The organism is uncultured Campylobacter sp. (assembly GCF_905373215.1).
Lineage (GTDB): Bacteria > Campylobacterota > Campylobacteria > Campylobacterales > Campylobacteraceae > Campylobacter_B.
Genome location: NZ_CAJPRT010000034.1, coordinates 1 through 11,441, shown reverse-complemented (window position 1 = coordinate 11,441; position 11,441 = coordinate 1). Strand labels below are relative to the sequence as shown.

Sequence of the window (11,441 nt, the reverse complement as noted above, 5' to 3'; positions counted from 1 at the left end):
ATAAAATTTCAGACGAAGAATATGAAAAAATTTTAAAAATTTTAGGTCGCGAGCCGAATCTGCTCGAGCTTGGGATTTTTAGCGCGATGTGGAGCGAGCACTGCAGCTACAAATCGAGCAAAAAATACTTAAGCGGCTTTCCGACCAAGGCGCCTTGGGTCATCCAAGGTCCTGGCGAAAACGCAGGCGTCATCGACATCGGCGGCGGCATGGCCGCGGTTTTTAAGATGGAAAGCCACAACCACCCTAGCTTCATAGAGCCTTTTCAGGGCGCTGCGACAGGCGTAGGCGGGATACTGCGCGATATCTTTACGATGGGTGCGCGCGTCGAGGCCAATATGAACTCTCTTCGCTTCGGCGAGGTGCGAGGAAGAAGCGAGAATGCGCGCAAGCAGCGCTATCTGCTAAAAGGAGCAGTCGCAGGTATCGCGCACTACGGCAACTGCATGGGTATCCCTACGATAGGCGGCGAGACGAGCTTTGATAAGAGCTTTGACGGCAACATTTTAGTTAACGCCTTTGCTCTGGGTATCGTTAAAAAGGATGAAATTTTCTACGGCAGGGCTGAAGGCGTGGGCAATAGCGTGATCTACGTAGGCTCCAAAACCGGTCGCGACGGACTCGGAGGAGCCGTGATGGCGAGCGATAGCTTTAATGACGCAAACAAATCCCTGCGCCCGACTGTGCAGGTGGGCGATCCGTTCGCCGAAAAGCTGCTGATGGAAGCGTGCTTGGAGCTTTTTAAAACCGATTACGTCGTGGGTATCCAGGATATGGGCGCGGCGGGGCTTACTTCAAGCAGCTTTGAGATGGCGGGGCGTAGCGGTAGTGGCATGAGGTTAAGCTTAGACAAGGTGCCGATGCGCGAGGCAGGGATGAGCCCGTATGAGCTGATGCTAAGCGAGAGCCAAGAGCGCATGCTGATCTGCGCCAAAAAGGGCTGCGAGGAGAAAATCAAAGAAATTTTTGCCAAATGGGATCTTGACGCTGCCGTAATCGGCGAGGTGACGGATAGCGGCAAGATGGAGCTTTTTTGGCACGGCGAGCTAGCGGGCGTTATCCCGATCGAGCCTCTTAGCGAGGCGGCGTCCGTGCTGGATCGTCCGATAAAAGAGCCTGCATATATGGCGCAGATCGCGCAACAAAATTTATGCGGCTGTGGCGCAAGCGAGCGCAAGCTGGACGCGGCGTTTGATAAAATTTTTGGGGACCCCGAAGTGCTAAATAAATCCTACATCTACGATCAATACGACGCCAACGTAGGGCTAAACTCTGCCAAGCGCCCCGGCATGCTGGGCGCTGCGGTGATGCGCGTTAAGCAAAACGGCGTAAAGCTCGCGATGGCTGCGGACTGCAATACGCGGATGAATTACGTCCATCCTCGCATAGGCGCGGCGCTCGCGGTAGCATCGGCAGGGCGAAAGGTCGCTATGAGCGGCGCGACGCCTCTAGCCATCACCGACTGCCTAAACTACGGCAATCCGCAAAATCCTGAGGTTATGTGGCAGTTCGCGCAGGGTTGCGAGGGGATTAAGCAGGCTTGCGCCGCGCTAAATACCCCGGTCATCAGCGGCAACGTAAGCCTATATAATGAAACGGGCGGCGTTAGCATCCAGCCCACTCCCGCGATCGTGTGCGTGGGCACAAACGAGGGCGAGATCATCCCTAGCGATTTTTGCGCTAGCGGCGTGAGCGTCTATCTGGTAGGCGATACGAAGGGCGTTTTTGCGGGCTCGCTTTATATGAAAGCGGTAGAAAACCGCGTCGCAGGCAGCCTGCCTGAGTTAAATTTAAAGGCAGAGCGCGCGCTGTGGGACTTCGCGATAGAAGCCGGCAAGAGCGGGATTTTGGAATTTGCAAATTCCGTAGGAATCGGCGGCGTGGCGATCACGCTTGCGAAGATGGCGTGCGTGGGCGGCGTAGGCGGCGAGTTTGAGATGAGCTGCGACGATAGCAGAGATATTTTCGATGAGAGCTTTTCGCGCGCGATTTTCGGCGTCCGCGACGAGGCGAAATTTAAAGAGCTGGCCGCAAAATACGGGCTAAGCTTGATGCGTCTAGGCACCAGCGGCGGCGAAACGTTTCGCATAAATTCCGTCCGTAAAAACATAAACGCGCTAGAAGAAATTTACTTCGGCGAGTTTGCTAAGATCGTAAAGAGCGAAGATTAGCGCGTGCTTAGCATCATATTTCTTTTAATCGCGCTGTATATTTTCGCGCAGATCGGCGGGGCTCTCGGCAACTCCGGCTATCGCGGCAAGGCGCGAATGCAGCTAGCAGAGGCTAAAATTTTAGTAGCGCTTCTAGCCAAGGTCGCCAAAAGCGACGGGCACGTAAGCGAGTCCGAAGCCGCGATGATAAGCGAAATTTTAGACGATTTGGTGCGCCAAATGGGCGCCGGCGAACGCGAACGCCAGGCGCTGAAGCTCGTTTATAAGCTCGAGAAAGAAAACCTCGCAAATGTGCGCGAGCTTGCCGAGAAATATAACCAAACCTACCGCCCGAGCCCGAGTCGCAAAACGGGGCTAATATATTTCTTTTTAAATTTAGCCTACGTCGATCGCGGTTTTAGCGCGGCAGAGCGGCGCACAATCTCGCAGATCTGCGACGGATTGGGCATTGCAGAGCATATCCAAAGCCAGATTTTCGCGACCTTTGAGCGCAGTTTTTACGGCACATATTACGAAAACGGCGGCTCGCAAAGCAGCTCCACTTACGACGAATACGACGGCTATAGCACAAGAAGCGGCGGGTATTGGGACAAATACGGCGGCAGAAGCACGGGCGGCTACGGAAGTAGCAGTTATGGCGGCGGCACCGGCTACGGATATGGCGGCACGGCGGGTTCGGGCTACGGAGGCTCGCAAAGTTCGAGCGGTTACGGCGGGTATTCGAGTGGATATGGCGGGTATTCGGGCGACTCGCAAGGCTCCGCCAAAAGCAAAAGAGATCCGTATGAAATTTTGGGGCTCTCCAAGGACGCTACGTTTAGCGAGATCAAGAAAAAATATCGCGAGCTCGTGAAAAAATACCACCCCGACATCCTGATGGGCAAGGGCGCGGACGAGGAGATCATCCAGGAGGGCACGAAGAAGCTTCAGGAGATCAACGAGGCGTATAAAATTTTAAAGGAGCGCTTCGGCGAGAAGTAGGGCGAAATTTTAAAATTTGAGGGCGCAAAACGCCTTGAAATTTTGAGGTAGGGCTCGCGATACGGCGGAAAGGTGCTGCGAAGGATTAGAATTTAAGGAGTGATAAATGAAAAATTTTATAGTTTTTGCCGTTTTGGCGGCACTACTTGGAGGATGCGGGATATTGCGTCCGGCTAAGAGTGATAAGGAGTTTAAATTTTACGACGGCAACAAAACCGTGATCTATAAATTTGCCGGCGAGGATCTGTATGAAAACGGCAGAAATTTAGGCTCCTATTCTATGGATAGAGGCGAGTTTAGGATGCTTGTGCTCGATGAAGCGGGCAAGTCTTACGGCAATAACTATAAGTCCGCGCTGAATGCCAAGCGGATGAAATTTTATCTTTTTAACGACGAAAGGGCAATGGTATTTAGCATTTGGCACAAAGATGGGATTTGCAGCGTCTATAACGCCGGCAGATACGTAAATTTCGACTATACTTCAAATATGTTTAAAGACGGCGATTGGCTTTATGCGGACGGCAAAATTTCAAAAAGCGAGAGCTTATTGCAAAATATGAGTTCAAAAACGTTGAGTGCATATAAAAATATGAATTTTGAAAAAGCGGTCGATCGCAAAGATACGAAATATATAGCGGAGGAGTTGGCTGTGGCTGGATTTTTCAAAAAGACGATCGATGGTCTTAAAACCATGATCTTAGACGATTTTTGCAGATAAACTTCGGGGGAGCTATGGATAAAATTAAAATTTTAACGCTGTTTGCGGCGGTCGCGCTGCTTGCGGGTTGTATGAAGGTAAAGTATTCGCAAGCCGAGCTACATCCGGAAAATTCCGTGATGATGAGCTACGACGGGCAGACCGTCACCGAGTATAAAATTTCAGGCGGCGTGCTTTTTAAAGATGACGCAATCTTAGGAAGATATGAAGAGGAGGGCTCCAATCTCTATCTATTTACAGACGAAAGAGGAGTCGGCGTAGCTAAGGACCAAATTTCGCAAAGAGCTATAAATAAATTTACGATTTACGTTTTTACGCCCAATAAAGAGCTGCGAATCGCCGAGTATTCCGCAAGCGGCGGCGTTTGCAAGACCTTTGCGGAGGGTAAATTCGTAAGTCTGAAAGAGCACTTTAGCGGCTACGCTTCCTCCGCGCCGCTTTATTCATACTCGTTTTCGGCTTCGGTGTCGCAAAGCTCCAGCGCAAACGTGATCTCACGCTACGAATACGTGAGCTCAAGCCTAAAAAATAGTAGGGCGTTTTTGCAAAGCCCGCATACGGCTCTAGGCAATACGGTCAAGCAGAGCATCGAGTGGCACCGGGACAGATTGCGCGATATTTGTAAGATAAAATTTTAAAACCAAACCAACACGAAAGGAAAAACATGGGATTTTTATCCAAAGACGAAGAGCCGCAGAAGCAGGGCGCCAAAAAGGCAGCGAAGCAACCGCCGATCTTGATGAAGCAAACGCAAGAGGTGATCACCAATATCGAGAAATATCTGGGCGCGCCGCTGCTTACCTACTTCAATTCGGGCGCGGGCAGTGTCTGCGGCAACGACGCGATCAGTATCAACGACCACCTCAAGGGCAAGCATTTCGAAAAGCTCTACCTTTACATCAAATCTGACGGCGGCAGCGGCATCGCATCGCTTAAGATCGTCTCGATCCTGCGCAACCACTGCGACGAGCTGATCGCGCTGGTGCCGGCAAACTGCGCTTCGGCGGCTACGATGATGGCGCTTGGGGCGAATAAAATTTTAATGGGGCCGCTAGGCTATCTCACGTCGGTCGATACTTCGCTGCGCCACGAGCTTTCGCCGGTTACGAACACAAACGATCAAGCCAACGTTTCGATGGACGAGCTAAGTCGCGTGGTGAAGCTTTGGAAAAATAACGAGCGCCCCAACGACGAGAACCCGTATAAGGAGCTTTACAAGTATATCCATCCGCTCGTTTTCGGCGCCGTCGATCGCGCAAGCAGCCTGTCGCTTAAAATTTGCCGCGAAATTCTGCGCTACCACTTCGAAGATGAGCAAAAGATCGCCTTTATCAGCGACAAGCTAAACAGCGGCTATCCGTCGCACGACTATCCGATCTTATTCAGAGAGGCTAACGAGCTTGGGCTTCAGGTCGAGAAGATGGATACGCGCCTAAGCGAGATGCTTCAAATTTTAAACGAGCTCTACGCCGAGATGGGGCAGCGCACCTTCACCGACTTCGACGAGAACAATTACCACGACAACAACATCGCCAACATCATCGAAATTTTGGGATGCCAGATCTACTATCAGATCGACAAGGATTGGTTTTACCGTGAGGAGGAGAAGCGCTGGATCGTGCTAAACGACGAGAGCTCGTGGCGCAAAAACGAGATCGACGGCAAAAATATCAAAAACAGCATCTATTATATTTAGTGCTGTTTGGATTTCGTGCCGCTTTAAATTTGCGGCTTATAAAATTTAAATCGGCGCGCAAAATTTAAACGAGCAGCAGCGACAAACGGCGTTAATGGAGCTCGTAGGCGACGATATAGCCGCGCTTATGGATGAGCTGGAAAACAAGATGTGCAGGTAAATTTAAAATTTTAAAAAGCGGCAAAAGCAAGTGCAGCCTAGCTTGGCGATAAAAGCTGCGCCGCGAAATTTTAAATTTAGCCGATTTGCGCAGGTCCTTGCGGCTAAATTTGCGCTGCGGTTTAAATTTACGTTTTGCGCTCGGCTTTTAAATTTAGCTTTTGCAAGCAGCGCAAAATTTTAAAATTTACGTCCGCGCGGGCAACGCGGCGGCATTTGAGAAGTAAAATTAAAATTTGCGCGCGGTAAATGCGGTAAATTTAGTAAATCTCGCTTTGTCGATTTCCGCTTCATAAATTCGGCAAAATTTTAAAATTTAAAGGATTTTTTGCGATGAAATTTTGTATCTCGTCTCTGTTTTTGGCTCTGTCGCTGCTCGGCTGCGCGGGCAAAAACTCGCCCGTAAGCGATAAAACCTACGTTCTTTCGGACGAGCTTGGCGATACGAAATACGCTTTTTACGGCGGCAATCTCTACGAAAACGGCGCCATTTTAGGTCCTTACGAAACGCGCGGCGATGCGAGGCTTGCGATTTTGGGCGGTAGCGGCGCAAATTTAGACAAAAACGCAAAGCTCATAAAACTATATTTTTTCGAGCGCAGATACGGCGCGATCTATACCGCAAGCCACAAAAACGGGGTCTGCGCCGAGTATAATAAGGGAAATTTCGTAGATTTTCAAATTTTATTTAATATTTTTCAAAGCAAAGAGTGGTTTAATTATAGCGGCGGCATTTCTCCGGGCGGCGAAAGGCTAAAAGAGCTGAGTTCGGCGCGTATGGCGAAATTTAACGGCGCCAAGCTCAGCGTAGCAGATGAAAAGACGAGGCGCGAGTATCAAAAGGCTCGCCGTGAGGCGATTTTGTATTTTCAGCTTAATGCAAACGACATGCGCGAGCTGATTTTTAAAAAATTATGCGAATAAATTAAAAAGGAGAAAAGATGAGAGCGTTACTTAGCGTTAGCGACAAAGAGGGCGTCGTAGAGTTTGCCAAAGGGCTGCAGAAGCTCGGATTTGAAATTTTAAGCACGGGCGGCACGTTTAAGCTTCTGCGCGAAAACGGCGCCTCGGCGCTCGAGGTTAGCGAATACTCGGGCTCGCCCGAGATGTTTGAGGGGCGGGTTAAGACCCTGCATCCAAAGATCCACGGCGGAATTTTGTATAAGCGAAACGACGCAAATCACGTAACCCAAGCCGCGCAGCACGACATCGGCGGCATCGATCTCGTGTGCGTAAATTTATATCCTTTTAAAGCGACCGTAGCCCGCACCGACGATTTTTCGGAGATCATCGAAAATATCGACATCGGCGGGCCTGCGATGGTTCGAAGCGCGGCTAAGAATTTCGCGAGCGTCTATGTCGTTACTAGCCCGCTTGATTACGATGCGGTTTTGAAAATTTTGGCGAGCCCTGATGAGAGCGAGAAGCTGAAATTTAGGCAAAATTTGATGATAAAAGCTTTTGAGCACACCGCAGCCTACGACGTGATGATCGCAAACTATATGAACGAGCGCTTTAACGGCGGCTTCGGCGCGAAAAAATTTATCACGGGCAGCAAGGTTTTTAATACTCGCTACGGCGAAAATCCGCATCAAAAGGGCGCGCTGTACGAGTTCGAGGACTTTTTTAGCAAGCACTTTAAGAGCCTAAAGGGTGAGGCGAGCTTTAACAATATGACCGATATGCACGGCGCACTGATGCTTGCTAGCAGCTTCGGGGAGGCGCCTGCGGTAGCGATCTGCAAGCATGCCAATCCGTGCGGCTTTGCCGTGAAATCTAGCCTGCTTGAAAGCTACGTAGAAGCGCTAAAATGCGACCCAGTCTCGGCATACGGCGGCGTCGTGGCGATAAACGGCGTTTTGGACGAGGAGCTAGCGAATAAAATTAACGAAATTTTTGTCGAGGTTATCCTTGCCGCTCGCGTTACGCCTGCGGCACTTGCGGTATTTGAAAAGAAAAAGCGCATTAAAATTTTCGAGCAGGGCGGGGAGTTTTTAATTCGCGAAAACGACAAATATGATTTTAAATTCATTGACGGCGGCTTCGTATATCAGCAGCGCGACTACGTGGGCGCGGACGAGGTCGCAAGCGCCCGCTGCGTCACTAAACGCGCGGCTAGCGAGAGCGAGCTTGATGATCTAAAAATCGCGTGGCAGATCGCCGCACTTACGAAGAGCAACTGCGTGGTTTACGTCAAAAATCGCGCAATGGTCGCGATCGGCATGGGTATGACGAGCCGCGTGGACGCCGCACGTGCGGCAGTAGCGAAGGCTCGCGATGTGGGCGTCGATCTGCGCGGCTGCGCGCTTGCCAGCGAGGCGTTTTTCCCGTTTAAAGACAGCATCGAGATCGCCCATGCTGTGGGCGTCGCGGCAGTGGTGCAACCAGGCGGCAGCATCCGCGACGATGAGGTGATCGCAAGCGCCGATGAATTTGGCATGGCGATGTATTTTACGGGAGTGCGCCACTTTTTGCACTAAATTTTGCTTGCCTGCGGTGAGTGGATTTATTGCGCTGGCTTCATAACTTTTTATGCCGTTGCGAATCTTTAAAACCGCGCCGGAGCGGATCTCTTTGCTCGTTTCGTAGAGGGCGCGGTATAAATTTGACTGCGCTCCGATACGAGGCGGGCGTGATGCTAATCGGACTACTTGCGCTTTGCCATACGGTTGTGCGGCGATGGTTTAGCTGCACGGTATATCGTTTTGTAGTGGCGCGGCGCGGATCTAATGCGCGGTGCTTTGTTGCACGCCAACGCGGTGCGGATCGGGCTATCTCCGCTACACAGCTGCGCGCGATGTAAATGGCTGTGCTCCGCTACGTGGCGGAGGCAGTGCGAATCAGACTGTTCGCGCTTCGTTATACTACTGCGCGGCGCAAGTTTTTGGCTATGCGACATACCGCTTCGTAGCGGTGCGGCGTAGTTTAAATTTAACCATTCGCCGCTTCTGAATGGTCGCGAAATTTTATCTCGCAGCCGCAGTGCGAAAATTTTAAATTTAATCGCGCATGCAGCGGATGGGCTCACGCCTCGTCGTCGTATAACGGCGCACAAATTTTATCTCGCGGCGCGAAAATTTCATGGCGCCTATTTTGCGTTGAAATTTCGGCGCCGTTTCGCAGCAGATACGGAGCGGAGTATAAATTTTTAAGGCGGCGCCTCGTCGCGATCGGCGCGCTCTTAGATAAATTTTAATCGTGCTGCGAGCAGATGGACGCCGTGCCGTAACCTAAGCGGTGCGTAGAAAATTTAGCCGCGCGATGGATAAGTGCCGTGCCGCGATCGCAGCGGCTCGTAGATAAAATTTAATCGCGCAGTAGAGTAGCGGGTGCAGCGCAAAGCTTCCGTCCCGCGAGCAGTCCGTACCCTCGCAAAACGGCGCCTGCGGTAGAATTCGGCCGCGTCGTAAAACTCGCAAAGGCGCTAAATCAGGCTCAGATTACGGTCGCGTGGCAGTAAAATTTTAATTATCGCGACGGTAGTAAAATCTAGCCGCGAGGCGCGACAATAAAATTTCGCGTCGCAATAGGGCGTATCGAAATCTCTAAAATCTCCACGTAAGCCGCGACGAATGGATAAATTTCACGCAAGCCGTAGCGCAGGCGAATGGACGGCGCAAGGATCTCGCTCGTAAAAGGGACAAATTTCATCGTAGCGCAAGGGCGATGAAATTCTAACCCTGCAGCGGTAGCAAAATTTTAATTCCTGCCGCGGCGATCAAATCCAACCGCTTGCCGCGCTAGCGAAATCCGCCCCCCCGCTGAAGCGGTAAAATTTTAATCTTGGCGGCGGCGGTAAAATTTCAGCCCTCGTTATAGCATAGAATTTTAACCGCTTGCGAGGAGGCAAAATTCCGATGCTGCAGCGTGCCGCGAGGATAAGATAAAATTTTGATCTTGCGCTGCCGCGGTAAGATAAAATTTTTGATCCCGCCTCACCGCAGCGATAAAATTCTAATTCTGCGGCGACGGCGAGCGAAAGCCCCGATACCGCGGCGATAAAATTTGGGTACCGATCCGCCGTAAGCGATAAAATTTCTCTCTTTCACCCTCGCTTCATTTAGAGATTGTAAAATTGCGCAAAATTCAAAACGAAAGGATCAAAATGAAAATTTCTAAAGTTTTAATCTGCCTCTTTGCTTTGGCGGCGGGTTATTTAGTCGCGCTCAATGCCGCAGGCGGCAGTAGCGCCGGTGCGGCGGACGCAAATTTTAAAGTTAAAGGAGGCGGCGTGAACGCAAACGTAAAAGAAATTTATCTAGCAGGCGGCTGCTTCTGGGGCATGGAGGCGTATTACAAACAGCTCGACGGCATAGTCGCGACGCAGGTGGGCTACGCCAACGGCAAGAGCGATAAAGCAAGCTATGAGGGCTTACATAGCAGCGATCATGCCGAGACGCTACACTTAAAATACGACGCCAACGTCATCAGCGAGCCTGAAATTTTGGCGCATTATTTCCGCATCATCGATCCGTTCTCGATCGACAAGCAAGGCAACGACCGCGGTCGCCAGTATCGCACGGGCATCTACTACACCGATGAGGCGAGCGGCGAGACGGCGCGTAAATTCGTAGCCTTTAAGCAGAGTAAATATGATGAAAAGATAGCGGTCGAGGTTATGCCGCTTAAAAACTACGTCAAGGCGGAGGATTACCACCAAGACTATCTGGATAAAAACCCCGGCGGATACTGCCACATTGATCTGCGCCTTGCTAAAAAGCCGCTTGAGGACGATGAAAAATTTAAAGTGCAAAGCAAGGAGGAGCTGAAGAAAAATTTGACCGAGCTTCAGTATCAAGTCACGCAGGAAAAGGCGACCGAGCAGCCGTTTTCTAGCGAATACGACAAGAATTATAAAAAGGGCATCTACGTCGACATCGTGTCGAAAAAACCGCTCTTTTCCTCTACCGATAAATACAACTCCGGCACCGGTTGGCCGAGCTTTTCAAAGCCGATAACGACCGATGCGATCGCCTATGCGCGAGACGACAGCCACGGTATGCAGCGCGTCGAGGTCTCCAGCCGCGTAGGAGGCAGCCATTTAGGACACGTCTTTGAGGACGGACCGAGAGATAAGGGCGGTATGAGATACTGCATCAACGGCGCGAGTTTGGAATTTATACCGCTTGAGGAGATGGACGCGCGCGGCTACGGCGAGTATAAAATTTACGTAGAGTAAAGCAGGCTAGAGCTTTAGCTCGGCGATCGGTTCGGCAGTCAGTCGTTTTGTAACTTGGGCTCGCGCTCCTCTAGTCTGCGACCACTGCTTTTGGCGGTCGATCGGTTTTATACGGCTCCCTATCGATAAATTCGGCGGCTGCTCGGTTGATTTTACAATCATATCAATAGCTAGCTTACGGGCATTTCATCGATTGATTTGACGGCTATACGAGATCGATTTTCAATCGGTCGGTTGTTTGACGACTAGTCGGTTGCCGATCGGTTTGCCCGGCGGCTAGTTTAGTTTGCGGTCGAGCGGAAGCTTGACGATCGGCGGACGGCTTGGCGGTTTGATGATTTATCGGCGGATAAATTGGTTTGGCAGCTACGGATGGAATATTAAAATTCCAAATACGATAAAAATTTAGCGGTAGTGGAATTTTAAAAATTTATCGATACGGAATTTCATGCGGCGGGAGCCGCTAAATAAAAATGCGTGGACGTAGTCCGCCCCGCTAGCGTCGTCGGAGGTTAGGTGGGGTTTGGGGCGGGAAGG

At 50.8% G+C, this 11,441-nt stretch carries 9 protein-coding genes; 8 read left to right on the top strand and 1 reads right to left on the bottom strand.

Annotated features, from left to right (window positions below; genetic code table 11):
- The 7 genes from purL to purH form a co-directional block, all read left to right on the top strand.
- On the top strand, nucleotides 1-2,171 hold a 2,171-nt coding region (gene purL, locus QZ176_RS09875; RefSeq protein ID WP_295153238.1), incomplete at its 5' end, for a phosphoribosylformylglycinamidine synthase subunit PurL.
- A gap of 3 nt (nucleotides 2,172-2,174) precedes the next feature.
- A complete protein-coding gene (locus tag QZ176_RS09870) occupies nucleotides 2,175-3,152 on the top strand; it encodes a molecular chaperone DjiA (protein WP_295153236.1) in 978 nt (325 codons plus the stop codon).
- Between the two features lie 106 nt (nucleotides 3,153-3,258).
- The gene (locus QZ176_RS09865) at nucleotides 3,259-3,870 is read left to right on the top strand and encodes a hypothetical protein (protein ID WP_295153234.1); all 612 of its coding nucleotides are present in this window, start codon (nucleotides 3,259-3,261) and stop codon (nucleotides 3,868-3,870) included.
- Nucleotides 3,871-3,884: 14 nt separating this feature from the next.
- Nucleotides 3,885-4,508 carry a hypothetical protein gene (locus QZ176_RS09860; protein WP_295153233.1) on the top strand — a complete coding sequence of 208 codons (624 nt, stop codon included), beginning with the start codon at nucleotides 3,885-3,887 and terminating at the stop codon, nucleotides 4,506-4,508.
- Nucleotides 4,509-4,534: 26 nt separating this feature from the next.
- Nucleotides 4,535-5,566 carry a hypothetical protein gene (locus QZ176_RS09855; RefSeq protein ID WP_005873202.1) on the top strand — a complete coding sequence of 344 codons (1,032 nt, stop codon included), beginning with the start codon at nucleotides 4,535-4,537 and terminating at the stop codon, nucleotides 5,564-5,566.
- A gap of 492 nt (nucleotides 5,567-6,058) precedes the next feature.
- Nucleotides 6,059-6,649, top strand: coding sequence for a hypothetical protein (locus tag QZ176_RS09850; RefSeq protein WP_295153230.1), 591 nt, complete (start codon nucleotides 6,059-6,061; stop codon nucleotides 6,647-6,649).
- Between the two features lie 17 nt (nucleotides 6,650-6,666).
- The gene (gene purH / locus QZ176_RS09845) at nucleotides 6,667-8,205 is read left to right on the top strand and encodes a bifunctional phosphoribosylaminoimidazolecarboxamide formyltransferase/IMP cyclohydrolase (protein WP_295153228.1); all 1,539 of its coding nucleotides are present in this window, start codon (nucleotides 6,667-6,669) and stop codon (nucleotides 8,203-8,205) included.
- A 167-nt stretch (nucleotides 8,206-8,372) separates the two neighbouring features.
- On the opposite strand, the gene QZ176_RS09840 is transcribed toward purH, so the two are convergent.
- Nucleotides 8,373-8,753, bottom strand: a complete 381-nt coding sequence (locus QZ176_RS09840; protein WP_295153226.1) for a hypothetical protein — start codon at nucleotides 8,751-8,753, stop codon at nucleotides 8,373-8,375.
- A gap of 1,077 nt (nucleotides 8,754-9,830) precedes the next feature.
- Between QZ176_RS09840 and msrB the strand changes: the two genes are divergently transcribed.
- The gene (msrB, locus tag QZ176_RS09835) at nucleotides 9,831-10,904 is read left to right on the top strand and encodes a peptide-methionine (R)-S-oxide reductase MsrB (protein WP_295153224.1); all 1,074 of its coding nucleotides are present in this window, start codon (nucleotides 9,831-9,833) and stop codon (nucleotides 10,902-10,904) included.
- The last annotated feature ends 537 nt before the right edge of the window (nucleotides 10,905-11,441 follow it).